Source organism: Roseateles sp. (genome assembly GCF_039595295.1).
Classification (GTDB): domain Bacteria; phylum Pseudomonadota; class Gammaproteobacteria; order Burkholderiales; family Burkholderiaceae_C; genus Roseateles.
This window is the reverse complement of record NZ_JBCNLU010000027.1, coordinates 1-26100: the sequence shown is the minus strand read 5'-3', so window position 1 is coordinate 26100 and position 26100 is coordinate 1. Positions and strand designations below refer to the sequence as shown.

Genomic DNA, 26100 nt, shown 5'->3' with positions numbered 1-26100 from the left:
CAGCCCCGGCTGTAGAACGGGAGGCGTTCAATACTGGTTCATCACGGTTCCGACCAGCGTCGTGGTCAGGCCGTCCAGGCTGTCGGTGAGGTCTTGCAGGGCGCTGACGCGCGACTGGTTCTGACGCGCCAGCACCAGCGCCGCGCCGCAGCGCGAGGCGACGATGGCCGCGTCCGCGCCGTACTGGCCGGCCGAGGTGTCCACCAGCACATGGTCGAACTTGCCGGCCAGCTCGCGCATCAGCATGCCGAAGGCGGGACGCTCCAGCAGCTCCACCGGGTTGGGCGGCACGGCGCCCACCGGCAGCACGAACAGCGAGGTCATGCCCTCCACCTGCTGGATCACGCGCGGCTCGCTGCGGCCCGACAGGATGGACGACAGCCCGGCCTGGTTGCTGACGTCGAAGATCTCGTGCTGGCGAGGACGGCGCAGGTCGGCGTCCACCAGCAGCGTGCGGCCGCCCAGCTGGGCCAGCGTCACCGCCAGGTTGGCGGTGAAGTAGCTCTTTCCGTCCAGCGTGTCCGGGCTGATCACCGCCAGCGCGCGGCGCGGCTCGCCCTCGCGGTACAGCCGCATCGTGATCTGGCTGCGGATGCCGCGGAAGACTTCCGCCTGCGACGAGAAGGGCTGGTTCAGCGCGACCAGCTCGGGGCTGCGGCTCTTGCGCTCGTTCGGGGCGTAGGGATAGTGGAACTGCTTGGACAGCGCCTCCAGCACGTCCTCGGCGTTCGCGTAGCCCAGCGCCACCGCGGCCTCGCCGAAGCGGATGCCGCGCTCGCGCTGGTACTGCAGCACGCGCTCGACCTGATCGGCGCTGAGGTTGCGGGTCTCGGCAATGATCGCGCCGATGGAGCGGTCATGGATGCCGGCCGCGGGCTTGGTGTTCGATGTGTCCACGGATTTGCCGGTTGCAGGGTTGCCGGTGGCGGGGTTGCCGTACGCGGGAAACGCGGGGAAAGCGTGGGAAAGGGGTTCCTTCAGATCCGACATCAGGTCGCTCCTCGACTCGTGGCACCTGCGGCATGGCCGAGCAGACGTCGCTCGACCGAGGGCAGCGCGCCGCGCACCCGCTTGCCCGGCGCGGGCAGCACGCCCAGCATGGGCAGCGGCAGCACCGCCATCACGTCGTCGGCGTCACGCACCTTGCGGTCGCGCAGCTCCAGCAGCAAGGCAATGCCGATCGCAAGAATCAGACCGGCCACGAACGCGAGCGCCGTGTTCAGCAGCACCTTCGGCGACGCCGGCTTGGTCGGCGGCGTGGCCTCGCCCAGCAGATTGACGTTGCTCTGCGTGGACTGGCTCTCCAGGCTGGTCTGGGTCAGGCGCTGGGTGATGTTCTCGTAGGCGCGCTGGGCGCTTTCGGTCTCGCGCATCAGGCCGCTGGCCTCGTCGCGCGCTTCCTTGAGCTTGATCACCTTGGCGCGCTGCGCCTCCAGCTGAGCGCGGGTCTCGGCCTCGCGCTGGCGGTTGATGTTGTTGGTCGCCGAGATCGAGCCCGACACGCGGCGGATTTCCGCGTTGAGCTTGGCGCGGGTGTCAGCCACCGAGGCGCGCGCTTCGATCACTTGCGGATGGTTGTCGCCGTAGCGGGTGCTGAGCTGCTGCAGCTGCGCCTCGGCGCGGCTGACGTCGGCCTTGAGCTGCGACACCACCGGGTTGCTCAGCACGTCGGGCAGCGTGTCCGCGCCGCGGGCGGCCTGGCCCTGACGGCTGCCGGATTCGGAGGCCAGCGCCTGCAGGCCGACGAGCTGCGAGGACAGCTCGGCCAGACGCGCGTTCTCGACGTCCAGGCGTTCGTCGCTGGCCAGGATGCCGTGCTCGCGCTCATAGGCGGAGAGCTTGGCGCGCGCGGCCTCAAGCCGCTCCAGCGCGCTCTTGGCCTGCTGGTCGAAGTAACCGGCATACTGGCGCGCGGGCTCCACGCGCAGATCCAGCGTCGTGGCGATGTAGGCCTTGACGAAGGCGTTGGCGAAGGCGGCCGCGGTCTCCGGCGACGGCGAGCGGTAAGACACCGTCAGCACGTTGCTTTCCTTGGACGGCTTGACCTCCATGCCCGCGCGCAGGAAATCCATCACCCACTGTTCCATCGTGCCTTCGGCGCCCTGCTCCTGCCAGCGCTCGCGCAGCTCGGGCACCTCGGTCAGGCGCAGGTCGCGCACCACGCGCAGCGCGACGCGATCGCTGGCGATCACGTCCACCTGCGTGTTGATGTAGGCCGGCGAGGCCATGCCGGGATAGATCAGCGCGCTCACCGGATCGGGCTTGGCGTCGATGACGACGGAGGCGCTCGCGACATAGCGCTTGGGCAGGATCAGGCTGACGCCGAATGCCGTCAGCGTGGTCAGCACGACCACGAGCAGCACCAGCGACCAGCGCGCGCGAAGAATGGACATCAACTTGCTGGGCGTCACCATGCACTCCTTCGCCGGACCCGGGGTCCGGCATCGACTTCAAACAATCAGAACAGGCTCTCGCGGACGAAGATGACGTCGCCGTCCTTGAGCGTCTCGTCCATCGCGGGCTTGAGCTCCTGGACCTTGCCGTCGGTCTTGCGCTGGACGCGGATGCCGCGCTCGGTGCCGCGCAGCGTCAGGCCGCCGCCCGCGGCCAGGCCTTGCAGCAGCGTCATGCCGCGCTCCAGGCGGATCTGGCCGGGCTTCTGGACCTCGCCGTAGATGTAGATCATGGGATAGCGGTCGACCCACAGCACGTCGCCGTTCTGGACGATCACATCCTGCTCGCGGCCATTGGGGCCGAACAGCGTGGGCAGGTCGATCTCCATGCGGAAGGGCTTGCCGCCGCGCGAGCCGCTGAGCACCAGCAGATCGCCGCCCGCCACCGACACGCCGCGCGCGTTGGCCAGCAGGTCGGTCAGCCGCGTGTCGGCGACCTCCAGCGGATAGCGGCCCGGCTGGTTGACCTGGCCCAGCACGCTGGCCTGGTTGCCGGTGACCTTGACGATCAGGATGGTGACCTGCGGCTGCTTGACGTAGTTGCCCTTCTTCAGACCGTCGGCGATCTTGGCTTCCGCGTCGCTGACGGTCAGGCCGCCGATGCGCACCAGGCCCAGCAGCGGGAAGCTGATGGTGCCGGCCTCGGACACGCGCGTCTCCAGCGTCATGTCCGGATTCTGGAAGACCGAGATCTTGATCGCGTCGCCCGATCCCAGGCGGTACTCCGCGGTCGAGCCGCTGACGCTGCCCACCGGCGCGGGCTGGGCGCCGGGCGCGGCGGCGCGGGTCGTGGACTGCGCGAACGCGGTGCTGGCGAGCACCGCGGCGAGCGAGCAGGCCGCGACGGCGCGGACGGTGGAGCGGAGCGGGTGGCGACGCGAATTGGTCATTTGATGTCGAGGCCCTTCGAAACGTTGTTGTCGACCGGGCCGCTGGCGGCGCCGGTGGCGGAGTCGGACGCCGTGGCGCCCGGGCTGACGGCCGGCGAAGTCGAGGCCGGGGCGGAGGCCGCGGCTTCGGCGAACTTGCCGACGTATTCGATCTTGGCGTTCTCGCGCATGGACTTGATGTCCTTGGCGAGCAGGTCGTTGCGACGCTTGTTGAGCAGGAACTGCTCGATCGAGGGACGCGCCTGCGCCTCGCTGAAGGGCTGGCGCTGCGAGCCGGCCAGGAACAGCACGGTCACGCCGGTGGCGGTGCCGTTCATGAAGAACTGGCCGTCCTTCATGCGGGAGATCGCGTCCAGGTTCTGCAGCGGGATCTGCTCGGAGGCGCGCACCGCCTGCGTGCCGGTGAAGCGCAGGCCGTCGGCCTTCAGGCTCTCGAGGAATTCGGGCAGGGTCTTGGCGGCCTGCAGGCGGTTGCGGATGTCCTCGCGCTGCTCGGGCTTGGCCTCGATGTTGATTTCCTGCAGATTGAAGATGCGGCGATCGGCGAAGAGCGAGGGGTTCTCGGCGTAGTACTTGCGGATTTCTTCGTCGGTGGGCTTGGAGGCGGTCTCCCCGATGCGGGCGGCGTAGGCGCGGGCGATGATCTCGCGCTTGGCGGTCTCGATCTGCTGCACCACGCGCGGGTCGCGATCGAGCTTGAGGTCCTGCGCCTTCTGCACCGCGAGCTCCTGATCGATCAGGCGCTCCAGGATCTGCCGGGAGACCGCGTCGACCTGATCGGGCTTGATGCCGGGCTGGGTCTGCAGCACGAAGTTGATCTGATGGACGGTGATCTCCTCCTTGTTCACCTTGGCCGCGGTCTGCGAGGCCTTGGCGCCGCTGCCGCCGCCGCAGGCGGTCAAAGCCGCCGCGGTGAACAGGCTTGCTGCAAGAGCTGCATGACGGAATCCGATGCGATGGACCAGGGCCCGATTCGATTGCATGTGTCGACCTTCGTTGTTCTGACTGTCCAGGGGGCCCACACGGGCCGTTAGGGGTGCTCGCGCGAGGGGCGAGTGTAGTCCTGGCCCATGACGGAAAACCCCGATTGCAAGCTGCCGCGGGGCCCTCCACCCCGGGTTCGCAGGGTCCATAGCAAGAATGGGTCCTGGCCTGCCTCGCATCGTCGCAGCAGACCCCTCGAACAAGGGGGGACGACGCCGTAAAAACCGCTTCAGGACGTCAATGGGGAAGATCCCGGAGCGGTGTCGCGGGTCCCGGCATCCATGCCACTCGCCCACTTGAAGTGGCCATCAGAACAGCCCATCCAAGGAAGTGATTTCCGCGTTGTCGCTTGCTCCAATTCGGCGCATGCAGTGGGAACGAATCGTCGAGGTCGCGAAGCGATGGTGGACTGACAGGGGTAGGCGCCTGGTCCGCCGCTACACGCGCAAGGTGGTGGCGAACTGGCGCGCGGCGCTGCGACGACCGACCACGAAGCAGCGGGAAGCCGCCGGCCGTTTCCTGCACACGCTTTCCGCTGCATCGCTGTCCGGTGCGGCGGTGATTGTTGGAACGGCCTGGCCGTTCCGCTTCTGGGATGCCGCAAGGCTGCTCGTGTTGATGACCATTGGCGTGCTGTGCTTCCTGTGCGGCGCCGTGATGAGCAAAGGAGATCGATGATGGATGTGTTGCTGCTACTGCTGTTCGCGGGCGTGATCCTCTATGTCTTCGGCGGCATGGTCGTCCGGGAGGACGTTCATGGACGGCGACGGGATCGATTGAAGGCGCGCGAAGAAGAGCGCCAGCGCCGGGCCCATGAGGACCTGATCTCCCCGCCCCGCATCTGAGCGGGAAAGGCGGGCCACAAACGCCGAGGGCCCCTTCGCAGGGGCCCTCGTTCATGGCTCGGCGTTCAAGCGCGCATCAGCACTTGATGCCCGCATGCAGCGCCACGACGCCGCCGGTCAGGTTGTGCACGTCCACGTGCCCGAAGCCCACCGACTTCATCATGGCCTTGAGCTCCTGCTGCGCCGGGTGCATGCGGATGGACTCGGCCAGATAGCGGTAGCTGTCGGCATCGCCCGCGATCATCGAGCCGATGCGCGGCAGGATCTTGAAGGAGTACCAGTCATACGGCTTGCGCAGCGGCTCGGCGACCCGCGAGAACTCCAGCACCAGCAGCCGACCGCCCGGACGCAGCACGCGATTCATCTCGGCCAGCGCCCTGTCCTTGTGCGTCATGTTGCGCAGCCCGAATGCCACGCACACCAGGTCGAAGCTCCCGTCCTTGTAGGGCAACTGCTCGGCGTCGCACAGGTTGGTCGGCAGCACAAGGCCCTCGTCGATCATGCGCTCACGTCCGGTGCGCAGCATCGCCTCGTTGATGTCGGTATGCACCACCATGCCGCGCTCGCCCACCTTGCGGGCGAAGAGCCGGGCCATGTCGCCCGTCCCGCCGGCGATGTCCAGCACGCGCTCGCCCGGCTTGAGGTTGGCCACGGCCAGCGTGTAGCGCTTCCAGACGCGATGCAGCCCCATCGACATCAGGTCGTTCATGACGTCGTAACGCGACGCGACCGAGTCGAACACGCCGCGCACGCGACTGGCCTTGGCGTTCTCGTCGACGGTCTCGAAACCGAAATGGGTGCTGCTCATGATGGGAATCCTGCTGATGGTGAGGGCGTCACGGTCGGGTCGGCCGCCGCGCGCGCGATCCGGGTCAATGGCTGGCGCAAGCGCCGCCGCCGCCGTGCGAGTGGCCGCCGCCCTTGCCGCCCTTGTCGGGCATGGGCGCATCACGGTCCAGGCCTGCGGCGGCGAGCTTCTCTTCGTACTCGCGCATCAGACGGTCCTGGTCGCGGCCCAGCTCGTAGAGATAAGCCCAGGTGAACAGACCGCTCTCATGGCCGTCGGAGAACAGCGGCTGCAGCGCGTAATGGCCGACCTGCTGCACCGCGACGATGGACACCTCGCGCTTGCCGGTCTGCAGCGTCTCCTGGCCCGGGCCGTGGCCCTGGACCTCGGCCGAGGGGCTGCACACGCGCATCAGCTCGAAGGGAATGCGGAAGCGCGCCCCGTCGCTGAAGGCGAGCTCCAGCACCTTGGACTGCTGGTGCACCACGATGTCGGTGGGAAGCGGCGAATTGCTGTCGAGGCCGGCCATGGGGTCGCGAGAAAGTCGCGGAGAAATGGAGGCCCGCAGTGTAGCGGCCCCGCCCCGGTCACCCCGGTGCGCCCGTGCGGCCGGCAGGGGGACGAGCGAGGGAGCGAAAAAAATCCCGCCGGCTTGCACCGGCGGGATTCAACGGGAGCCCCGTTCGGGCCCAGGGCACCCGGCTTACCAAACGAGGAGAGTGGCAAGAACCGGAGGCCAGTTTAGGAAGCCGGCGGGGCGACGGACGCACCCCCTGCAAGACCTGACAGGAAGGAATACACCTATAACTTTTTTGTGTCCGAAAGCAGCCTCCCGCCTGACATTCGCCCGGACGGCGCGGCTAACGCCCTGATTCATAAGGGATGCGCCCTTCTGGTGCGCCCGCGCGAACGGCGTGCCCGGGTGCCGGAAGGCATGCGCGGGACGGGACCGATGGCGCAGGGTCGACGCGTCGATTAGCCTGCGCGCCTTGTCGTTTTCGCCACACCGGTGGCCCACAAGAACATGTTCCGACCCCGCCTGATTGCGGCCGCCGCGGCCGCCGCCCTGTCCCTGGCCGCCGTTCCGACCCACGCGCTGGATGTGGCGAGCTTCTCGCCCGACGTGTCGCCCTGCGCCGATTTCTACGATTACGTGAACGGCCCCTGGGTCGCCCGCACCGAGCTCCCCGCCGAGCGCACCCGCATCGGCAGCTTCGACGCGCTGCGCGTGGCCAACGACAAGCTGCTGAGTCAGGCCCTGGCCGAGTTGCTGGCCAAGCCCGAGCTGCAGAAGTCACCCGGCCTGAAGCAGGTCGCGGCCTATTTCGCCAGCGGCATGGACTTGGCCGCCATCGAGGCGGCGGGGCTCAAGCCCGTCCAACCGCTGCTGGACCGCGTCGCCGGCCTGAAGTCCGCCGAGGACCTGCCCTATGCGCTGGCCCAGCTGGGCCGCGTCGGCATCTCGGCGCCCGTCGGCGCCTACGTCCGTCCCGACGTCAAGAACACCCGCGTCAACGTGCTGACCCTGGGCCAGAGCGGCCTGGGCCTGCCGGACCGGGACGACTATTTCAAGGACACCGACATCGCCAAGAAGCTGCGCGCCGCCTACCGGCTGTATGCGCAGCGCCTGCTGTCCTCGGCCGGATTCGACGCCCGCCCCGAGACGCTGGACGCGCTGATGGCCTTCGAATCCCAGCTGGCCGAGGCCACCACGCCGCGCGCGCAGCTGCGCGATCCGCTGGCGGTCTACAACCCGATGACCACGCCCGAGCTGTCCGGCAAGGCCCCGGGCCTGGCCTGGGACGCCTATCTGAAGCAGCTGACCCGCAGCGACCAGCGTCCTGGCGGCGTCGAGCGCCTGATCGTCGCGCAGCCCGAATTCATGAAGCGCGTGGCGCAGCTGGCCGGCAGCGTGCCGTTGTCCACGTGGCAGACCTATCTGCGGGTGCGCGTGCTGGAGAACAGCGCCGCGCGCCTGCCCAAGGCCTATGCCGACGCCGACTTCGACTACCGCGGCGTCGCCATCAGCGGCCTGGAGAAGCGCACCCCGCGGGACGAGGAGGTGATCATGCTCATCGGCGGCCGCACCGGCGGCGCGCCGCTGGGCCTGGCGCTGGGCGAGCTCTTCGTGTCCAAGGCCTTCTCGCCCGAGGCGCAGCGCCGAGCCACGCTGCTGATCGGCGACGTCAAGGCGGCCATGAAAACGCGCATCCAGAACCTGAGCTGGATGAGCCCCGAGACCAAGGTCAAGGCGCTGGAGAAGCTGGACGCGATGCAGCCCAAGATCGGCGCGCCCGAGACTTGGCCGACCTACGAGGGGATGACGCTGCAGGCCAAGGACTTTGCCGGCAACCAGCTGCGCGCGGCAGCCTGGTTCCACGGCGAGCAGATCAAGGACCTGGACCGCCCCAGCGACCGCACGCGCTGGAGCATGTCGCCCTACATCGTCAACGCGCAGGCCGGCGGCCTGAACGAGATCACCTTCCCCGCCGGCATCCTGCAGCCGCCCTTCTTCGACGCCAAGCTCGACGACGCGATGAACTACGGCGGCATCGGCATGGTCATCGGCCACGAGATCGTCCACCACTTCGACGATCGCGGCCGCCAGTTCGACAGCATCGGCAGCCTCAAGGACTGGTGGACCGCCTCCGACGCGGAGCATTACAAGGCGCGCGCCGATCGCGTGGTCGCGCTGTACGAGAGCTACGAGCCCGTCCCCGGCACCCACATCAACGGCCGCTTGACGCTGGGCGAGAACATCTCCGACATGGCCGGCATGCCGATCGCCTTCGACGCGCTGCAGAACGCGCTCAAGCGCACCGGCAAGACGGACAAGATCGACGGCTTCACCCAGGAGCAGCGCTTCTTCCTGTCCAACGCACTGGTGTGGCGCAACAAGACCCGCGAGGCGGCGCTGCTGAACCAGCTACGCACCGATCCGCATTCGCCGGGCAAGTACCGGGTGCTGGCGCCGATGTCCAACATGCCGGAGTTCGCCAAGGCCTTCAGCTGCAAGACGGGCGACGCGATGGTCGCGACCGACCCGATCAAGGTGTGGTGATCGCGCGATTGATCGCTTGATCGGATGAACGGCTGATCGGCCGCCACGCCGATGACCGATGAACAGGGACTCGTCCGCCGCGAGGTGGGCGGGTCTCTTCTTTCATGGGTGTCTTTCGGACAGGGCTGCGGGAAGTCATGGGCCGCGCGCATCAGGCCGAGGTGTCAGGTCTTGTCATGCGCTCGCAATGCCCCTTCGGGAACCGGTGTCACCAGCCGGTCAGCATGACTTTTCACCCGATGGATACTGGGGAAAGTCGATTCTCCGTTCGTCGCGGACGGGCGCGTTTCATCGCGGGCTTTCGTCGATACGACCCGTCGCTTCCACGCTTGGTCGCGCGTCGCTTGGACGCCTGCGCGCCGCTGCCTACGCTGAATGCAGTCCGATCACGAGCCGCACGGACGCGGACCGCGACGGCCCTTCAGCCCGCAGAGGAGAACGACATGACCGCCACCACCCGCACCCCGCTCAAGCACCTCGTCCTGGCCGCCGCCGGCGCCTGGATCGCCCTGGCCGGCGGCGTCGCGCAAGCCGCGCCGGACGACCTGCAACGCGTCGAGATCAGCGGCCGCCGCCCCGGCGAGATTCCGCGCACCGACGTGCGTGCGACCTGCCCCGGCGTCGACGCCAGCATCGTCACCCGCATGAGCCCGCTGCAATTCCGCGCCCGCGCCGAAGGCCTGTCGACGATCAGCTTCCGCCTCAACGGCGAGACCGTCAGCGACGTGCGTCAGACCGGCAGCCCGCTCGAGTATCGCCAGCTGCTGCGCCGCGCCGTGTCCGACCTCAAGTGCAGCGGTCCCGCGCGCGACACGCTCTTCGTGATGCAGGTGCAGTTCCGCAACGAGGGCGATGACGGGGACGGCGCCAACCGCGTCGCGATGATCGAGTTCGCGCCGCCGGCCGCCGGCGCACCCGCCACGATCGCCAGCGCCACGGCGCGTTGATCGGCACGTCGCTCGCCGCGGAATCGGGTTGATCCTGAATGGGGGCCTCGCGCGCGCTGGCTAGGATGGGCCGACGCACAACGAGGAGACCTCCCCCATGCCCGAACGCCGCACCCATGCCGCGCGCCGATCCCTGCTGCTGAGCGCCGCCGCGGCCGCCGGCGTGTCCACGCTGAGCCTGCTGCCCGCCGCCGCGCGCGCGGACACCTGGCCGAGCAAGCCGATCCGCTGGGTCGTGGCCTATCCGGCGGGCGGCGGTTCCGACTTCCTGGCGCGGCAGCTCGCGCCGGTGCTCGGCAAGGCGCTGGGCCAGACGCTCGTGATCGACAACCGCCCCGGCGCGGGCGGCATCATCGGCACCGACAACGCCGCCAAGTCCGCGCCCGACGGCTACACCCTCCTCACCGGCGACAACGGCGCGATGGTCTTCAACAGCGCGCTCTACAAGAAGCTGCCCTACTCGCCCGCGGATCTCGCGCCGGTGGGCTTCATGGCGCGCTTCCCGCTGCTGCTGGTGGTGAACCCCGCTTCGGGCTTCAGCTCCGCCAAGCAATGGCTGGAGACGGTGCAGGCCAAGCCTGGCAAGTTCAGCTACGCGTCGCCCGGCATCGGCAGTCCGCACCATCTGGCGATGGAGCTGCTGAAGGACCGCACCCACACCTACATCGTCCACGTGCCCTATCGCGGCACGGCCTTCTCGACGCAGGACCTGATCGCCGGCATCGTGCCCATGGGTATCCTGGACACCGCCGCCGCCCTGCCCCATCTGCGCGCGGGCAAGCTCAAGGCGCTGGCGGTGCTGTCCACCCGCCGCATCGCGGCGCTGCCGGATGTGCCGACCTTCGAGGAGCTCGGCGTCAAGGGCGTCGACGTCGCGGCCTGGCAGGGCCTGTTCGTCCCCAAGGGCACGCCCGAGCCCGTCGTCGCGCGCTTGGGCGCCGAGCTGACGAAGGCGCTGGCGCAGCCTGAGCTCAAGGCCAAGCTGGAGGACTTCGGGCTGGAGGTCGCGCCCGGCGACGCGCCGGCGCTGGCGCGATTCGTCCAGCAGGAGACGGTGAAGTGGCATGCGCTGATCCGCAGCCGCGGCATCACCGCCGAATGATCGACTGAAGCCAACGGGCCGGGCGGCCAGAAGGCAAGAGCGCAAGAAGGCAAGAGGGCGACCGTCCGGTCGGTCGTATATGAGCGGAGATAGCGCTGTCCGACGGGCCGCGCATTACTTCACGTGAAAGTCGAATAGCTGCGGGTTATCCCGCACGCCGAGAGCGGACAAGTGGTCGCTATGCGCTCAGACGCGCATAAAGTTTTGATCCAGACACGATGACAAGACTTTCAAGACGTGTCTGGCCCCGAATCCCCCGCCCACTCCTGCCCGCTCCGCCTCCCCGGCGGGGCCGTCCGTCATGAACAAGAACAACATGAATGCCGCGCGCGCGACCGTCGCTCGCCGCGTGTCCCTGTGGTCCAGCGCCGCCATCGCGGCGATGCTGGTGCTGATCTGCGGCGCCCTGTCCTGGGTACTGACTGATCAGGCCCGTCAGCGCACGGTGGACTACATGTCGGCCGAGGCCGCCTCGGTGGCGCGCGTGGCCGACGCCCTGGACCGCACCGCGCGGGACTCGGCCAACCGGCTCTACGACGTGCTGGCGGGCGACTTCACCGGCGGCGAGTTCGCGCTGAGCGGTGATGGGGAGCTCTCCTACAACGGTCAGAAGCTCAACGGCAACTTCGATGCGGTCGACCGCTTCACGCGCCTGACCGGCGGCAACGCGACGATCTTCGCGCGCAAGGGCGCGGACGACTTCGTGCGGGTCACCACCTCGGTGAAGAAGGAAGACGGCTCGCGCGCGATCGGCACGACGCTGGCGCGCGACGGCGCGGCCTATGCGAAGGTCTCGACGGGCGAGACCTATGTCGGTCCGGCGACGCTGTTCAAGGTCCCCTACATGACGCGCTACACGCCGATCAAGGACGCGGGCGGCAAGATCGTCGGCGTGCTGTACATCGGCTTCGACATGCGCGGGCTGCAGGAGGAGCTGGTCAAGATGGCCGACGCGGTGAAGCTCTACGACACCGGCGGCCTGTACCTGATCGAGACCGGCAAGACGCCGGCCGACGCGATGCTGCGCGCTCATCCGCGCGCGCAAGGCAAGAAGCTCGCGGAGCTGATGCCCGAGCAGGAAGCGGCCGGGCTCGTCAAGACGCTGAGCGGCGACGAGGACGGCGTGCTGGAGACCGTGCACGCGGTCTACGGCGAGAAGTATCAGGACGCCTTCGCGGTGGCCCGCAAGTCCAAGGCCACAGGCTGGTGGGTCGTGGCGGAGGCCTCGCGCTCGCAGGCGCTGGCGGCGCACAACCGCACGCTGTGGACGTTGTGGGGACTGGTGCTGGCGACCGTCGTCCTGCTGGGCGTGGGCGTGACCTGGCTGCTGAACCTGTGGGTGGGCCGCCCGCTGGCCGACCTGAATCAGGCGGTCGAGGCGGTCGCCGCGGGCGACCTGACCCATCCGGTGCAGGTGCGCCACGAGGACGACCTGGGCGCGCTGGCGGCCGGCGTCGAGCGCATGCGACAGCAGCTGGCGCGCACGATCACCGAAGTGCGCCAGGCCAGCGACAGCATCGGCACGGCCTCGGCGGAAGTGGCGGCGGGCAGCCGCGATCTGTCGATGCGCACCGAGCAGTCGGCCAGCCATCTGCAGGAGACGGCCTCGGCGCTGGAGGAGCTGGCCAGCTCCATGGGCCAGACGGCCGCGTCGGCGGAGCAGGCGCATCAGCTGGTGGGCGAGTCGGATCGTGCGGCGCAGCGCGGCGGTCAGGTGGTGGCGCAGGTCGTCAGCACCATGGACGAGATCAGCGCGGCCAGCCGCCAGATCGGCGACATCATCGGCACGATCGATTCGATCGCGTTCCAGACCAACATCCTGGCGTTGAACGCGGCGGTGGAAGCGGCGCGCGCGGGTGAGCAGGGGCGTGGGTTCGCGGTGGTCGCGGCGGAAGTGCGTCAGCTGGCGCAGCGCAGCGCGGAGGCGGCCAAGCAGATCAAGGGATTGATCACAGCCAGCGGCGAACGGGTCGAATCGGGCGCGCGGCTGGTGGGCGACACGGGGGCTGCGATGCAGGAGATCGTCGTGAGCGTGAAGCGGGTGACGGACATCATCGGAGAGATCTCGACCGCGTCGCGCGAGCAGTCGCAGGGCGTGTCGCGGATCAATGGCGCGGTGGCGCAGCTGGATCAGGGCACGCAGCAGAACGCGGCGCTGGTCGAGGAAAGCACGGCGGCGGCGGAGAGCCTGCGGGAGCAGGCGCATCGGCTGGTCGCTCAGGTCGGGCAGTTCAGGGTCTGAGACCAAGTGCCTCGCGCTAATTATCCCCTCGCCCGCTTGCCGGAGAGGGATGGGGGGAGGGTCTTCGGGGTCTAGCGTCCTGCAACGTTCCCACCCTCTCCCCCCGCCCTCTCCCGCCTCGCGGGAGAGGGAGTGAACAGGAACCGCGCTGCTCGATTGGCAGCGAGCCGTATGGCCCCCTCGCCCGCTTGCGGGAGAGGGCTGGGGAGAGGGTCTTCGGACTCAGACCAGCACGCGCTCGATGCCCCCGTCGTTGGCCTTCGCCACATACGCGGGCATCCAATCCTCGCCCAGGATCTTGCGCGCCATCTCGACCACGATGTAGTCCGCCTCCAGCAGGCCGTTCTGCATGTCCCCGCCGTAGCGGCTCAGCCCCTGCAAGCAGGACGGGCAGCTCGTGAGGATCTTGAGGTTCTCCTCCGCCCCGACCTTGCCCGCATCGCGCAACTGCATCTCCGCCTTGCGCAGCTCCTCTTCCTTGCGGAAGCGAACCTGCGTCGACACGTCCGGACGCGTCACCCCCAGCGTGCCGCTCTCGCCGCAGCAGCGCTCGCTCTTCATCACTTCCGGCCCCACCAGCGCCTTCACCGTCTTCATCGGCTCCTGCAGCTTCATCGGCGAATGGCAGGGGTCGTGATACAGATAGGCCTGCTTGCTGTCGAGCTGAATGCCCTTCTCCAGCAGGTACTCGTGGATGTCGATGATCCGGCAGCCGGGGAAGATGTCCTCGAACTTGTAGCCCTGGAGCTGGTCGTAGCAGGTCCCGCAGGACACGACCACCGTCTTGATGTCCAGGTAGTTCAGCGTGTTGGCGACGCGATGGAAGAGCACCCGGTTGTCCGTGATGATCTTCTCCGCCTTGTCGAACTGGCCGGACCCGCGCTGCGGATAGCCGCAGCACAGATAGCCCGGCGGCAGCACCGTCTGCACGCCCGCATGCCAGAGCATCGCCTGCGTCGCCAGACCGACCTGGCTGAACAGCCGCTCCGATCCGCAGCCCGGGAAGTAGAAGACCGCCTCGGCATCCGCGGAGGTCTTCTTCGGATCCCGAATGATGGGGACGTAGTTCTTGTCCTCGATGTCGAGCAGCGCGCGCGCCGTCTTCTTCGGCAAGCCGCCCGGCAGCTTCTTGTTGATGAAGTGGATGACCTGCTCCTTGATCGGAGCAGTGCCCACGGTGGCGGGAGGCGCCGCGGTCTGCTTGCGCGCGACCCGCTTGAGCAGGCTGTTGGCGATGCGCTGCGCCTTGAAGCCGACGCCGACCATGGCCGCGCGCGCGACCTTGATGGTCTCCGGATTCGTCGCGTTGAGCATCAGCATCGCGGCGGCGTTGCCGGGACGGAAGCTCTTCTTGCCCATCTTGCGCAGCAGGTTGCGCATGTTCATCGTGACGTCGCCGAAGTCGATCTTCACCGGGCACGGATTCACGCACTTGTGGCAGACCGTGCAATGGTCGGCCACGTCCTCGAACTCCTCCCAATGCTTGATCGAGACACCGCGCCGGGTCTGCTCCTCGTAGAGGAAGGCCTCGACCAGCAGCGAGGTCGCCAGGATCTTGTTGCGCGGGCTGTAGAGCAGGTTGGCGCGCGGCACGTGGGTCGCGCACACCGGCTTGCACTTGCCGCAGCGCAGGCAGTCCTTGATGGACTCGCTGATGGCGCCGATGTCGCTCTGCTGCATGATCAGCGACTCGTGGCCCATCAGCCCGAAGCTGGGCGTGTAGGCGTTGGTCAGATCGGCGAAGGTGTTCTGGCTGCCGTGGCCGCCGGTGCCGGGCCGCAGCAGCTTGCCCTTGTTGAAGCGCCCTTCCGGATCGACCTTGGCCTTGTAGCCCGCGAAGCCCGCGAGCTCGTCATCGTTGAGGAACTCCAGCTTGGTGATGCCGATGCCGTGCTCGCCCGAGATCACGCCATCCAGCGAGCGCGCCAGCGTCATGATGCGGGCGACCGCCTCATGCGCGGTCTGCAGCATCTCGTAGTTGTCGGAGTTCACCGGGATGTTGGTGTGGACGTTGCCGTCGCCCGCATGCATGTGCAGCGCCACCCACACCCGGCCGCGCAGCACCTCCTTGTGGATGCGCTTGCACTCCGCCACGATGGGCGCGAACGAGGCGCCGGCGAAGAGGTCCTGCAGCGGCTTGAGGATCTGCTTGCGCCAGCTGGCGCGCAGCGTGTAGTCCTGCAGCTGCTCGAAGAAGCTGCGCTCGCCCTCGCGCTCCAGGTCCAGCTCCTGCATCCACTGGCGCCATTGCCGCTCGACCTCGTCCAGCAGCGCGAGCGCCTGCTGCACGCGGTCCTCCAGCAGCTCGGCGCTGGGGATCTCGCCGGCGTCGTCGGTCTTGCCCAGCGGCAGGTTGCCGGTCTCGAAGAACTCGCGCAGCGCGCCGACCAGGGCCAGCTTGTTGCGCAACGAGAGCTCGATGTTGATGCGCTCGATGCCCAGCGTGTACTCGCCCATGCGGTGCAGCGGGATGACGACGTCCTCGTTGACCTTGAAGGCGTTGGTGTGCTTCGAGATCGCGGCCGTGCGCTTGCGGTCCAGCCAGAACTTCTTGCGCGCGTCGGCGCTGACGGCGACGAAGCCCTCGCCCGAGCGGCCGTTGGCCAGGCGCACCACCTCGCTGGTGGCGCGGGCCACTTCATCGGCGTCGTCGCCGACGATGTCGCCGATCAGCACCATCTTGGGCAGGCCGCCGCGCTTGCTCTTGGTCGCGTAGCCCACCGCCTTCAGGTATCGGTCGTCCAGATGCTCCAGCCCGGCGAGGATGGCGCCGTTGGGCTTCTTCATCTCGCCGAACATGAAGTCCTTGATGTCGACGATGGACGGGACGCAGTCCTTGGGGTTGCCGAAGAACTCCAGGCAGACGGTGCGCACATGCGCCGGCATGCGGTGCACGATCCAGCGGGCGCTGGTGATCAGGCCGTCGCAGCCTTCTTTCTGGATGCCGGGCAGGCCGGCCAGGAACTTGTCGGTGACGTCCTTGCCCAGGCCTTCCTTGCGGAAGGTGCGGCCGGGGATGTCCAAGCGCTCGGTGCGCTCCAGCGTCTTGCCGGTGGCGTCGTAGTAATGCAGGTCGAAGCTGGCGACCTCCACGTCATGGATCTTGCCCAGGTTGTGGTTGACGCGCACGACCTCCAGCCACTTCGCGTCCGGCGTCACCATGCGCCACGAGGCGAGGTTGTCCAGCGCGGTGCCCCACAGCACGGCCTTCTTGCCGCCGGCGTTCATCGCGACGTTGCCGCCGACGCAGGAGGCCTCGGCCGAGGTCGGATCGACGGCGAAGACGAAACCGTGCAGCTCGGCCAGATCGGACACGCGCTGCGTGACCACGCCGGCCTCGGTCCAGATCGTCGCGGTCGGCTGGTCCAGGCCCGGCAGCGAGACCATCTCGACGCCGCGCATGGCCTCGAGCTTCTCGGTGTTGATGACGGCGCTGTTCCAGACCAGCGGCACCGCGCCGCCGGTGTAGCCGGTACCGCCGCCGCGCGGGATCACCGTCAGGCCCAGCTCGAAGCAGCCCGCCACCAGCGCGGCCATCTCGGCCTCGGTGTCGGGGGTGAGCACCACGAACGGGTATTCGACGCGCCAGTCGGTCGCGTCGGTCACGTGGGCCACGCGGGACAGGCCGTCGAACTTGACGTTGTCCTTGGCCGTCGTGCGGGCGAAGACCTTGGTCGCGCGCTTGCGCAGCTCGGCCACCTGCTCGAACTGGTGAGCGAAGGCGCCGACGGCCGCTTCCGCGGCGGTGAGCAGCTCGCCGACCCAGGCGTCGCGCTGGGCGTCGTCTTCCGGATGACGGCGGCGCTGGACCTCGGTCAGCCGGTGGCGCAGCGCGCCGATCAGAGCCTCGCGGCGCTTGGGGTTGTCCAGCAGGTCGTCCTGCAGGTACGGATTGCGCTGCACCACCCAGATGTCGCCCAGCACCTCGTAGAGCATGCGCGCGGAGCGGCCGGTCTGGCGCTCGCCACGCAACTGGTCCAGCAGCTCCCAGGCGCGAGCGCCGAACAGACGAAGGACGATTTCGCGATCGGAGAAGGAGGTGTAGTTGTACGGGATCTCGCGCAGCCGGGCGGCGGGCGCGTGGGTCTGGGCAAGGTCGCCGACCATCGCGGGGGCGGCGGGCATCGGCGGATGCGGTGCGTTCATGGCGGCCTGGTGCTCGCGCACCGGGAGTTGCGGCCTCGTGCGTCCTCTGGGACGCCGCGGCCTGGCTGGGGAAAAGCGAGAAGCGCCGCGACCGGACCTCGCCTCGGACTTGTGATCCGCCGCCGCCGCTGGACACGGCGCCGGAACCGGCGTTGCGAAAGGCCGCGATCGCGACCGGCCCGGACTGGGCAATGGGCAGAATCCTACCGCAGCGCCAGAGGGCAATCCCGGGCGAGGGACTCTCAGTTCGGCGGTGTCACAATCGATCGATAAGCTCGCCGGCCCGCCGCCGGACGTCCATCCGACGTCTCCGACCCGGGCCGCAGAACCACCCTCTCGAGCATCGGAGACCCATGAAGCCCGTCAAGACCACGTTGCTGGCCGCCTCGATCGCCACGGCCGCCCTGATGTCCCCCCTGAGCGCCGCGGCGCAGACCGAAGTCCAGTGGTGGCACTCGATGAGCGGCGCGCTCGGCGACTGGGTCAACGACCTGGCCAAGGACTTCAACGCCAGCCAGAAGGAGGTCAAGGTCGTCCCCACCTACAAGGGCAGCTACGACGAGTCCATGGCTGGCGCCATCGCCGCCTTCCGCGCCGGCAACGCCCCGCACATCCTGCAGGTCTTCGAGGTCGGCACCGCCACCATGATGGCCAGCAAGGGCGCGATCGTCCCGGTCGGCCAGGTGATGCAGCAGGCCGGCGCCAAGTTCGACAACGCGGCCTACGTGCCCGCGGTGGCCGGCTACTACACCGCGCCCAACGGCCAGATGCTGAGCTTCCCGTTCAACAGCTCGACCACGGTCTTCCATTACAACAAGGACGCCTTCAAGGCCGCCGGGCTGGACCCCAACAAGCCGCCGAGCTCCTGGCCCGAGGTCGCCGCCGCGGCCGCCAAGCTCAAGGCCTCCGGCCACAAGTGCCCCTTCACCACCAGCTGGGTCAGCTGGACGCAGCTGGAGAGCTTCTCCGCCTGGCACAACGTCGAGTACGCGACCAAGAACAACGGCTTCGGCGGCCTGGACGCGCGGCTGGTGTTCAACTCGCCGCTGCACGTGCGCCACATCGAGAACCTGGCCAACATGGCCAAGCAGGGCCTGTTCGTCTACAAGGGCCGCGGCAACGCCGCCGACTCCAGCTTCTTCTCGGGTGAGTGCGCCATGATGACCGGCTCCTCGGGCCTGTACGCCAACATCAAGAAGAACGCCAAGTTCGCCTCCGGCATCGCGCCGCTGCCGTATTACCCGGACGTGCCCGGCGCGCCGCAGAACACCGTCATCGGCGGCGCCAGCCTGTGGGTGATGTCGGGCAAGAAGCCGGCCGAGTACAAGGCCGTCGCCGCGTTCTTCCAGTACCTGTCCAAGGCCGAGGTGGCCTCCGAGAGCCACAAGCGCACCGGCTACCTGCCGGTGACCAAGGCGGCCTATGAGTTGACCGAGAAGAGCGGCTTCTACAAGGAGAACCCCGGCACCGACGTGGCGGTCCAGCAGATGATCCGCAAGACCACCGACAAGTCGCGCGGCGTGCGGCTGGGCAACTTCGCGCAGATCCGCACCGTCATCGACGAGGAGCTGGAACCGGTCTGGGCCGGCCGGCGCTCGGCCAAGGACGGCCTGGACGCGGCGGTCAAGCGCGGCAACGAGCTGCTGGAACGGTTCCAGAAGTCCGCCAAGCTGTGAGCGCCGCTTCGACAGGCGCGACGCGCTCGGTCAACGCGACCGACTTGATCGGCGTGATCCGCTCGATCAGCTCGGTCGGCGCGACCACCCGCCTCATCGGCTGAGGACGACCCATCGTGGCCCAAACCAAACGCGTACTCTTCCGCTCGGGCTGGCTGCCGTGGGTGTTGCTCGCGCCGCAGGCGCTGGTGATCGGCGTCTTCTTCTTCTGGCCCGCGGCCCAGGCCCTGCTGCAAAGCCTGCAGCAGCAGGACGCCTTCGGCCTGTCCACCGAGTGGGTGGGCCTGGCCAACTTCCGCGTGCTGCTCGACGACCCCGGCTATCTGGCCTCGTTCAAGACCACGGCGGTGTTCTCGCTGCTGGTCGCGGTGCTGGGGCTGGGGCTGTCGCTGCTGCTGGCGACCATGGCCAATCGCGTGGTGCGCGGCGCCGGGCTCTACAAGACGCTGCTGATCTGGCCCTACGCGGTGGCGCCGGCGATCGCGGGCGTGCTGTGGGTCTTCATGTTCGCGCCGGGCATCGGCCTGGTGGCCTACGGGCTGGGCCGGCTGGGCATCGAATGGAATCACCTGCTCAACGCCGATCAGGCGATGGCGCTGGTTGTCATGGCGGCGGTGTGGAAGCAGGTCTCCTACAACTTCCTGTTCTTCCTCGCCGGGCTGCAGTCGATTCCCAAATCCCTGATCGAGGCCGCCGCCATCGACGGCGCAGGCCCGTGGCGGCGCTTCTGGACCATCACCTTCCCGCTGCTCTCGCCCACCTCTTTCTTCCTGCTGGTGATCAACGTGGTGTACGCCTTCTTCGACACCTTCGGCATCATCGACGCGGCGACGCAGGGCGGCCCGGGCAAGGACACCGCGACCCTGGTCTACAAGGTCTATTACGACGGCTTCAAGGCGCTGGACCTGGGCGGCTCGGCCGCGCAGAGCGTGGTGCTGATGGTGATCGTGATCTCGCTGACCGTCCTGCAGTTCCGCTTCGTCGAAAAGAAGGTCCAGTACTGACATGGTCGAGCGTCGCCCCGTCCTCACCGCGCTCTCGCACCTGATCCTGGTGCTGGGCGTGATCATCGTCGCCTTCCCGATCTACATCGCCTTCGTCGCCTCCACGCACACCGCCAGCGAGGTGCTGCAGGCGCCGATGCCGATGCTGCCGGGCGCGCACCTGATCGATACCTATTCCGCCGCGCTCTTCGGCAGCAGCGGCGCGGGATCGAAGGCGCCGGTCGGCCAGATGATGTGGGTCAGCTTCGTGACCGCGATGATCATCGCCATCGGCAAGATCGCGATCTCGCTGCTGTCGGCCTTCGCGATCGTGTACTTCCGCTTCCCGCTGCGCAACGTCTTCTTCTGGGCCATCTTCGTCACGCTGATGCTGCCGGTGGAAGTGCGCATCGGGCCGACCTACCAGGTCGTGGCCGACCTCAAGATGCTGGACAGCTACGCGGGCCTCACGGTCCCGCTGATCGCCTCGGCGACGGCGACCTTCCTGTTCCGGCAGTTCTTCCTGACCGTGCCCGACGAATTGGTCGAGGCCGCCCGCATCGACGGCGCCGGACCGCTGCGCTTCTTCCGCGACGTGCTGCTGCCGCTGTCCAGGACCAGCATCGCGGCGCTCTTCGTGATCCAGTTCATCTACGGCTGGAACCAGTACCTGTGGCCGCTGCTGGTCACCACCGACGAGCGCATGTATCCCGTGGTCATCGGCATCAAGCGAATGATCGGCGGCGGCGACGCGGCCAACGACTGGAACGTCATCATGGCCACCGCGCTGCTGGCGATGATCCCGCCGGCCCTGGTCGTGGTGCTGATGCAGCGCTGGTTCGTCAAGGGCCTGGTCGACACCGAAAAGTAAGAAGGACCTCGATGGCAAGCATCTCCCTGCGCAAGGTCGTCAAGCGCTACGGCCACGGCGCCAAGGCCAATCCGGTGATCCACGGCGTCGACGCCGAGATCGCGGACGGCGAGTTCGTCGTGATCGTCGGCCCCTCGGGCTGCGGCAAGTCCACGCTGCTGCGCATGGTCGCGGGTCTGGAAGAGATCAGCGACGGCGAGATCGCCATCGGCGACAAGGTCGTGAACCAGGTCGAGCCGGCCGATCGCGACATCGCCATGGTGTTCCAGAACTACGCGCTCTACCCGCACATGAGCGTCTTCGAGAACATGGCCTACGGCCTGAAGATCCGCAAGCTGCCGCCCGAGCAGATCCGCGCCCGCGTGGACAAGGCGGCCGGCATCCTGGAGCTGGCGCATCTGCTGGAGCGCCGTCCGCGCGAGCTCTCCGGCGGCCAGCGCCAGCGCGTGGCCATGGGCCGCGCGATCGTGCGCGACCCGCAGGTCTTCCTCTTCGACGAGCCGCTGTCCAATCTCGACGCCAAGCTGCGGGTGCAGACCCGGCTGGAGATCCAGAAGCTGCACCGCGAGCTGGGCGTGACCTCGCTCTTCGTCACCCACGACCAGGTCGAGGCGATGACGCTGGCGCAGCGCATCGTCGTCATGAACGCGGGCCGCATGGAGCAGTTCGGCACGCCGGACGAGGTCTACGGCCGGCCGGCCACGACCTTCGTCGCGAGCTTCATCGGCTCGCCGGCGATGAACCTGCTCAAGGGCCGCGCGGAATCGGACGCCGCGGGCGCGCGCTTCGTCATCGGCGACGTCGCACTGCCGCTGCCGCATCCCGCGCCGCGGACCGGGGAACTGATCCTGGGCCTGCGGCCCGAGCATGCGTTGCCGCATGATGGCCAGGCCGTCGCCGCCGATGCGTCGCAGCTCGCGACCTGGCCGCTGCGGGTGGAGATGGTCGAGATGCTGGGCGCCGAGCGCCTGGTCTACGGGCGTCTGGGCGCCGCGGCCTTCACGCTGCGCATCGACGGCACGGACACGCCGCCGCGTCCCGGCGACGTGGTGACGCTGAAGGCGCCGGTCGAGCGGCTGCATTGGTTCGACGCGGCGACGGGACAGCGGGTCGAGTGAACATCGATCGGAGCGGGATCATGAGCGACGGCAAACACGCGGGCGCCTCGATGGTCGAGGCCGTCTGGCCCTGGTCGCTGCCCTTCTGGGTGGCGCATCGCGGTGCGGGCAAACTGGCGCCGGAGAACACGCTCGCGGCCTTCCGCGAGGGCGCGCGCCACGGTTACCGCGCCTTCGAATGCGATGTGAAGCTCAGCGCCGACGGCATCCCCTTCCTGCTGCACGACGCGACGCTGGACCGCACGACCACGCGACGCGGCCGCGCGGCGGACCTGAGCTGGAGCGAGCTCTCCCGCCTGGACGCCGGCCGCTGGCACAGCCGCGCCTTCGCGGGCGAGCCGCCGCCCAGCCTGGAGGCGATCGCCGCTTTCGTGCGGCGCAATCAGCATGCGCTGAACATCGAGATCAAGCCGACGCCGGGCGACGAGTTCCGCACCGGCGAGGTCGTGGGCCGCGAGGTGCTGCGGCTGTGGGGCGACACCGCGCCGGGCGCGGTGCTGTTCAGCAGCTTCCAGCCGGAGGCGCTGCGCGGCGCGCGCGAGTCGGCGCCGCAGGTGCCGCGCGGGCTGCTGCTCGACAAGCTGGAGCCGGCCGACGGGTGGTTGGGCTTGGCGCAGTCGCTGGGCTGCCGCGCCGTCATCACGCATTACGCGCTGATGGATCAGGCGCTGGTGGCGCGCCTGCACGAGGCCGAGATGAAGGCGCTCGTCTACACGGTCAACGACGCCGCCACCGCCCAATGGCTGATCGCCAACGGCGTCGACGGCATCATCACCGACGCGGTGGACCGCTTCAGTCCGACCGCTTGAGATCGTCCAGCGCGATCAGCGCGTAGACGCAGGTGTCGCAGGGCTCGCCCTTGACGTCCAGCGCGTCGCGGCGCAGCACGCCCTCGAGCGAGAAGCCCAGGCGCTCGGCCACCTTGCGGCTGGCGATGTTGCGCGAGTCGACCCGGATTTCCATGCGCCGCGCGCGCAGCCGCTCGAAGCCCAATCGCGTCAGCGCGGTCGCCGCCTCGCTCGTCAGGCCGCGGCCCGCGCGCGAGGGCGACAGCCAGTAGCCGATCTCGAAACGCCGGATCTTCCAGTCCAGCGTGTGCAGACCGGCGCCGCCGATCAGCGCCCCGACGCTCCCGTCGGGCCCGCGCTCGTGGACGTGGAACGCCAGGTGCTCGCGCTTGAGGAACTGCGCCTGCATGCGGCGCACGATGGCCTCGGACTGCTCGACGCTGGGCGTCTCGTGGGCCCAGGGCATCCAGGGCTTGAGCGACTCCTGGGCCTCGAGCACGGCGCGGTTGAGCGCCGGGCCCATGCCGGCGCGCGGCATCAGCAGCAAGAGCCGCGGGGTCTCGAGGCATTCGGGAACATCGATGAGGATGGGATCGTCGGTGGCAGGCATGGGTCGCATCGCTGAAAGGGGCGGTCAGTTGCCGTTGACGGGTTGCAGGTTCAAGCCGCCGGGCTGGGCCTCGGCGCCGAGCGCGACCTCTTCCTCGACGCGCGGCAGCTGACGCACCGTGCGGATCGCCCGAAGCTGCCAGGCGGCCACGGCCAGCAGGAGCGCGCCGATGCCCGCGAAGCCCAGCGCGGCGCGCAGGCTGACGTGCTCGCCCAGCCAACCGCCGATCAGCGCGCCGGGGCCGGCGGGGATGAGGATCAGCCAGCGCATGGTGCTGGTCATGCGGCCCAGCAGCGGCGCGGGCGTGACCGCTTGGCGCAGCGACAGGAAGTTGATGAAGATGAACACCGCGCCGACGCCGAACATGAACAGCGTGAAGGCGAAGGCCGCGACACCGATCGCGTTGGCCGGCGCGACGCACAGCGCCGTCCAGCCAATGCCGCAGATCAGGAAGCCGCTGATCAGGCAGGGACCGGGACCGACGCGCGCGCTGACCCGGTGGCCCAGGGCGCTCGCCAGCACCGTGCCGGCGCCCAGCGCGATGTAGGACAGGCCGACGCTCTGCGCCGACAGGCCCAGCACGCGGGTGGCGAAGAGGATCTGCACCACCTGCGCCGCCTGGTTGAACATCTGCCAGCCTCCGACCGCGCAGGCCAGGCTCACCAGCATGGGCTTGCCGCGGACGAACGCGACACCGGCCTTCAGATCGCGCCAGAAATCGGCGCCGTCGCGGCGATGCAGGACCTCGTCGACCTTCACGCCGCGCAGGATCAGCGCGGACACCAGCAGCAGCAAGGCGTCCACCGCCAGCGCCAGCGGCGCGCCCACGAGCTTGATCAGCGCGCCCGCCACGCCGGGACCGGCGACTTCCGCGCCGGAGGACGCGAGCGCGTTCTTGGCGTGGGCCTCGACCAGGCGGTCGCGGCTCACCACCTGCGTCAGCACGATTTGCGAGGCGCTGCCCGCGATCGTGTACACGGTGCCGAGCAGGAAGCCCACGAAGTACAGCCAGGGCATGCCCAGCCAGCCCATCCAGGCGGCGATGGGGACGCTGCCCACGGCGACGGCGAGCGTGACCTCGCCCACGATGTAGACCGGGAGCTTGCGCACGCGGTCCAGCCACACGCCGGCGGGCAGCGAGAACAGCACGAAGGGCGCAAGCTCCATCGCGGTCAGCAGACCCATCTGCGTGGGCGTGGCGTGCAGCAGGATGGCCGCGGTCAGCGGCAGCGCCAGCAGCGTGATCTGACCGCCCAGCGAGCTGATCAGGATGGACGTCCACAGCCGACGGTAGACGAGGTTGCGCAGCAGATCGCCGGCGGGCAGCCGGATCAGGTCCAGCAAACGGTCGAGCAGTCGATCGAACGACTTGGGTTGCCTGGTGGGCAGCATGATGAATCTCCGGAGGCGGCCCCGCGTCGTGGTCGACGTCGTCGGCGCCGGTCGGATCCGGCCTGGACGCCGGATGCGTATGAATGCAATCAGACCTGTGAATGAGGCGCCGCGCGGGGATCAGCCATGAGCCGATCAGGCGGTCGCCGACGCTGGTCGCGTCCGCGCCGGAGCGCTACGGTCGTCGCGTCTCCGGACCGAGGACGCGAGCGCGCACCGACGCGAGGGCGTCGGATTTGGTGCGGTCGAGCAGCTTGGTCATCGGAGATCGGCGGCCGGCGAGGGCCGCTTGTGAGGACCGCATTCGCGGTGGATTGCAGAGGTTCCGGGGAGGAACAAGGCGCCGATGCTATCAGCGCCCTCATGCGGGCGGCAAGTGCGAAAAGACAGGCCGGACAGGCCCGCGCGGACGCGGCGGGCCTGCGCGGGTCACCGGATGCGGACGGTGATGGTGCCGTCGGCGTCGACCGCCGTGATCTCGAAACGCAGGCCGCCCGGCAGCGGATCGGAGAAGACCTCGCCCCGGCTCAGCGCCGCGTCGACGAAGCCGCTGGAGCCGTTGGTCGTGGCCGGATGCAGATCCAGCAGGAAGGTGCTGCCCGACGGCCCCGGTCCCGAATCGCCCTGCCGAATGATCAGCCCGTTCACCGTCGTGTCGCTCACCCCGTGGTGGATCGAACCGTTGCGGAAGTTGTCGTAGGGACCGCCGCAGGCGATGCGGGTCTCGAGCCAGTAATCGCGCCCCGGCGTGGTGGAGGCCAGGCGCAGCGCGCGCGGCGCGCCGTTGTCGGCGGAGCAGTACAGCGGACGCAGCCGGTAAACGCCGGGGCCGGTGACCACCTGGAGTTCCGACGGCGTCAGCCAGCCCAGGTCGTAGGCGCGCGATGCGGCGAGCAGTCGCGGGTTGGGATCCATCGGGCTGTAGTCGTTGCCTTCCGGACCCGGATTGCTGACTCGGCCCGAGGTCCCCATCGCATCCGTGGGATCGCCCTGGACATCCTCGGTGCAGTTCGCGGACATCGACACACGCCGACCCGCGTCGTCCAGACAAGTGATGGTGCGGGCATGGCCCAGGCCAATGTTGTGGCCCATCTCGTGGGCCAGCGTGCGCAGGCGCAGCGGCTCGGAGGCGGGCGTATCCGTCTTGTCGAAGTAGACGACGCGGTAGCCGTGGTTGGGCTTGCCGACCGTTCCCACGCTACCCA

Annotated in this window: 21 protein-coding genes; 11 read left to right on the top strand and 10 right to left on the bottom strand. The window is 68.7% G+C overall.

What is annotated here, in order from left to right:
• Window positions 1–27: 27 nt before the first annotated feature.
• From ABDW59_RS17880 to ABDW59_RS17865, 4 genes are all read right to left on the bottom strand, one after another.
• A complete protein-coding gene (locus ABDW59_RS17880; RefSeq protein ID WP_343631521.1) occupies window positions 28–990 on the bottom strand; it encodes a polysaccharide biosynthesis tyrosine autokinase in 963 nt (320 codons plus the stop codon).
• Window positions 990–2393: a chain length determinant protein EpsF gene (gene epsF, locus ABDW59_RS17875; RefSeq protein WP_343631519.1), complete on the bottom strand. Its 1404-nt coding sequence runs from the start codon at window positions 2391–2393 to the stop codon at window positions 990–992. The genes ABDW59_RS17880 and epsF overlap by 1 nt, the downstream gene beginning before the upstream one ends.
• 65 nt (window positions 2394–2458) lie before the next feature.
• Window positions 2459–3343 carry a polysaccharide export protein EpsE gene (gene epsE / locus ABDW59_RS17870; RefSeq protein WP_343631517.1) on the bottom strand — a complete coding sequence of 295 codons (885 nt, stop codon included), beginning with the start codon at window positions 3341–3343 and terminating at the stop codon, window positions 2459–2461.
• A complete protein-coding gene (locus tag ABDW59_RS17865; protein ID WP_343631515.1) occupies window positions 3340–4326 on the bottom strand; it encodes an EpsD family peptidyl-prolyl cis-trans isomerase in 987 nt (328 codons plus the stop codon). The genes epsE and ABDW59_RS17865 overlap by 4 nt, the downstream gene beginning before the upstream one ends.
• A gap of 367 nt (window positions 4327–4693) precedes the next feature.
• Here ABDW59_RS17865 and ABDW59_RS17860 point away from each other — a divergent pair, with 367 nt between their 5' ends.
• Both ABDW59_RS17860 and ABDW59_RS17855 read left to right on the top strand, forming a co-directional pair.
• On the top strand, window positions 4694–5005 hold the full coding sequence (locus ABDW59_RS17860; RefSeq protein WP_343631513.1) for a hypothetical protein: 312 nt from the start codon (window positions 4694–4696) through the stop codon (window positions 5003–5005).
• Window positions 5005–5172: a hypothetical protein gene (locus tag ABDW59_RS17855; RefSeq protein WP_343631511.1), complete on the top strand. Its 168-nt coding sequence runs from the start codon at window positions 5005–5007 to the stop codon at window positions 5170–5172. The genes ABDW59_RS17860 and ABDW59_RS17855 overlap by 1 nt, the downstream gene beginning before the upstream one ends.
• Window positions 5173–5248: 76 nt before the next feature.
• Here ABDW59_RS17855 and ubiE read toward each other — a convergent pair whose 3' ends face one another.
• Together ubiE and ABDW59_RS17845 are read right to left on the bottom strand one after the other, a co-directional pair.
• Entirely contained in the window at window positions 5249–5980 is a 732-nt protein-coding gene (gene ubiE / locus ABDW59_RS17850; protein WP_343631509.1) for a bifunctional demethylmenaquinone methyltransferase/2-methoxy-6-polyprenyl-1,4-benzoquinol methylase UbiE, read from the bottom strand.
• Window positions 5981–6044: 64 nt separating this feature from the next.
• The gene (locus ABDW59_RS17845; RefSeq protein ID WP_343631506.1) at window positions 6045–6488 is read right to left on the bottom strand and encodes a DUF971 domain-containing protein; all 444 of its coding nucleotides are present in this window, start codon (window positions 6486–6488) and stop codon (window positions 6045–6047) included.
• A gap of 495 nt (window positions 6489–6983) precedes the next feature.
• On the opposite strand from ABDW59_RS17845, the gene ABDW59_RS17840 reads away from it, so the two are divergent.
• The 4 genes from ABDW59_RS17840 to ABDW59_RS17825 all read left to right on the top strand — a co-directional run bounded on the left by ABDW59_RS17840 (window position 6984) and on the right by ABDW59_RS17825 (window position 13311).
• Window positions 6984–9020, top strand: a complete 2037-nt coding sequence (locus tag ABDW59_RS17840; protein WP_343631504.1) for a M13 family metallopeptidase — start codon at window positions 6984–6986, stop codon at window positions 9018–9020.
• A gap of 443 nt (window positions 9021–9463) precedes the next feature.
• Window positions 9464–9967: a hypothetical protein gene (locus ABDW59_RS17835; RefSeq protein WP_343631502.1), complete on the top strand. Its 504-nt coding sequence runs from the start codon at window positions 9464–9466 to the stop codon at window positions 9965–9967.
• Window positions 9968–10064: 97 nt separating this feature from the next.
• Window positions 10065–11069, top strand: a complete 1005-nt coding sequence (locus tag ABDW59_RS17830; RefSeq protein ID WP_343631500.1) for a tripartite tricarboxylate transporter substrate binding protein — start codon at window positions 10065–10067, stop codon at window positions 11067–11069.
• Between the two features lie 301 nt (window positions 11070–11370).
• On the top strand, window positions 11371–13311 hold the full coding sequence (locus ABDW59_RS17825; protein ID WP_343631498.1) for a Cache 3/Cache 2 fusion domain-containing protein: 1941 nt from the start codon (window positions 11371–11373) through the stop codon (window positions 13309–13311).
• A gap of 222 nt (window positions 13312–13533) precedes the next feature.
• Here the strand turns inward: ABDW59_RS17825 and ABDW59_RS17820 are convergent, their stop codons facing one another.
• Entirely contained in the window at window positions 13534–17436 is a 3903-nt protein-coding gene (locus tag ABDW59_RS17820; RefSeq protein WP_343631586.1) for an FAD/FMN-binding oxidoreductase, read from the bottom strand.
• Window positions 17437–17810: 374 nt separating this feature from the next.
• Here ABDW59_RS17820 and ugpB point away from each other — a divergent pair, with 374 nt between their 5' ends.
• The 5 genes from ugpB to ugpQ all read left to right on the top strand — a co-directional run bounded on the left by ugpB (window position 17811) and on the right by ugpQ (window position 22914).
• Window positions 17811–19133, top strand: a complete 1323-nt coding sequence (gene ugpB / locus ABDW59_RS17815; protein WP_343631496.1) for a sn-glycerol-3-phosphate ABC transporter substrate-binding protein UgpB — start codon at window positions 17811–17813, stop codon at window positions 19131–19133.
• A gap of 116 nt (window positions 19134–19249) precedes the next feature.
• Entirely contained in the window at window positions 19250–20137 is an 888-nt protein-coding gene (gene ugpA / locus ABDW59_RS17810; protein ID WP_343631494.1) for a sn-glycerol-3-phosphate ABC transporter permease UgpA, read from the top strand.
• A gap of 1 nt (window position 20138) precedes the next feature.
• Entirely contained in the window at window positions 20139–20987 is an 849-nt protein-coding gene (gene ugpE, locus ABDW59_RS17805; RefSeq protein WP_343631492.1) for a sn-glycerol-3-phosphate ABC transporter permease UgpE, read from the top strand.
• An 11-nt stretch (window positions 20988–20998) separates the two neighbouring features.
• Window positions 20999–22105 (top strand): sn-glycerol-3-phosphate import ATP-binding protein UgpC, encoded by a 1107-nt coding sequence (locus ABDW59_RS17800; RefSeq protein WP_343631490.1) that lies wholly within the window; start codon window positions 20999–21001, stop codon window positions 22103–22105.
• A gap of 50 nt (window positions 22106–22155) precedes the next feature.
• On the top strand, window positions 22156–22914 hold the full coding sequence (gene ugpQ / locus ABDW59_RS17795) for a glycerophosphodiester phosphodiesterase (protein WP_343631584.1): 759 nt from the start codon (window positions 22156–22158) through the stop codon (window positions 22912–22914).
• On the opposite strand, the gene ABDW59_RS17790 is transcribed toward ugpQ, so the two are convergent.
• The 3 genes from ABDW59_RS17790 to ABDW59_RS17780 all read right to left on the bottom strand — a co-directional run.
• Window positions 22898–23503 carry a GNAT family protein gene (locus ABDW59_RS17790; RefSeq protein WP_343631488.1) on the bottom strand — a complete coding sequence of 202 codons (606 nt, stop codon included), beginning with the start codon at window positions 23501–23503 and terminating at the stop codon, window positions 22898–22900. The genes ugpQ and ABDW59_RS17790 overlap by 17 nt on opposite strands.
• Window positions 23504–23527: 24 nt before the next feature.
• Window positions 23528–24895, bottom strand: a complete 1368-nt coding sequence (locus tag ABDW59_RS17785; protein WP_343631486.1) for an MFS transporter — start codon at window positions 24893–24895, stop codon at window positions 23528–23530.
• A 429-nt stretch (window positions 24896–25324) separates the two neighbouring features.
• The coding region (locus ABDW59_RS17780) for a hypothetical protein (RefSeq protein ID WP_343631484.1) at window positions 25325–26100 on the bottom strand (776 nt) is incomplete at its 5' end.

Excerpts from the sequence above, each read along its gene's own strand:
- epsE (WP_343631517.1), bottom strand. The coding sequence starts at position 3,343 with ATGACCAATTCGCGTCGCCACCCGCTCCGCTCCACCGTCCGCGCCGTC.
- epsF (WP_343631519.1), bottom strand. The coding sequence starts at position 2,393 with ATGTCCATTCTTCGCGCGCGCTGGTCGCTGGTGCTGCTCGTGGTCGTG.
- ugpQ (WP_343631584.1), top strand. The coding sequence starts at position 22,156 with ATGGTCGAGGCCGTCTGGCCCTGGTCGCTGCCCTTCTGGGTGGCGCAT.
- ABDW59_RS17800 (WP_343631490.1), top strand. The coding sequence starts at position 20,999 with ATGGCAAGCATCTCCCTGCGCAAGGTCGTCAAGCGCTACGGCCACGGC.
- ABDW59_RS17865 (WP_343631515.1), bottom strand. The coding sequence starts at position 4,326 with ATGCAATCGAATCGGGCCCTGGTCCATCGCATCGGATTCCGTCATGCA.
- ABDW59_RS17845 (WP_343631506.1), bottom strand. The coding sequence starts at position 6,488 with ATGGCCGGCCTCGACAGCAATTCGCCGCTTCCCACCGACATCGTGGTG.
- ABDW59_RS17880 (WP_343631521.1), bottom strand. The coding sequence starts at position 990 with ATGTCGGATCTGAAGGAACCCCTTTCCCACGCTTTCCCCGCGTTTCCC.
- ABDW59_RS17830 (WP_343631500.1), top strand. The coding sequence starts at position 10,065 with ATGCCCGAACGCCGCACCCATGCCGCGCGCCGATCCCTGCTGCTGAGC.
- ABDW59_RS17825 (WP_343631498.1), top strand. The coding sequence starts at position 11,371 with ATGAACAAGAACAACATGAATGCCGCGCGCGCGACCGTCGCTCGCCGC.
- ABDW59_RS17835 (WP_343631502.1), top strand. The coding sequence starts at position 9,464 with ATGACCGCCACCACCCGCACCCCGCTCAAGCACCTCGTCCTGGCCGCC.
- ABDW59_RS17785 (WP_343631486.1), bottom strand. The coding sequence starts at position 24,895 with ATGCTGCCCACCAGGCAACCCAAGTCGTTCGATCGACTGCTCGACCGT.
- ABDW59_RS17840 (WP_343631504.1), top strand. The coding sequence starts at position 6,984 with ATGTTCCGACCCCGCCTGATTGCGGCCGCCGCGGCCGCCGCCCTGTCC.
- ABDW59_RS17790 (WP_343631488.1), bottom strand. The coding sequence starts at position 23,503 with ATGCCTGCCACCGACGATCCCATCCTCATCGATGTTCCCGAATGCCTC.
- ubiE (WP_343631509.1), bottom strand. The coding sequence starts at position 5,980 with ATGAGCAGCACCCATTTCGGTTTCGAGACCGTCGACGAGAACGCCAAG.
- ugpB (WP_343631496.1), top strand. The coding sequence starts at position 17,811 with ATGAAGCCCGTCAAGACCACGTTGCTGGCCGCCTCGATCGCCACGGCC.
- ABDW59_RS17855 (WP_343631511.1), top strand. The coding sequence starts at position 5,005 with ATGGATGTGTTGCTGCTACTGCTGTTCGCGGGCGTGATCCTCTATGTC.
- ABDW59_RS17860 (WP_343631513.1), top strand. The coding sequence starts at position 4,694 with ATGCAGTGGGAACGAATCGTCGAGGTCGCGAAGCGATGGTGGACTGAC.
- ugpE (WP_343631492.1), top strand. The coding sequence starts at position 20,139 with ATGGTCGAGCGTCGCCCCGTCCTCACCGCGCTCTCGCACCTGATCCTG.
- ABDW59_RS17820 (WP_343631586.1), bottom strand. The coding sequence starts at position 17,436 with ATGCCCGCCGCCCCCGCGATGGTCGGCGACCTTGCCCAGACCCACGCG.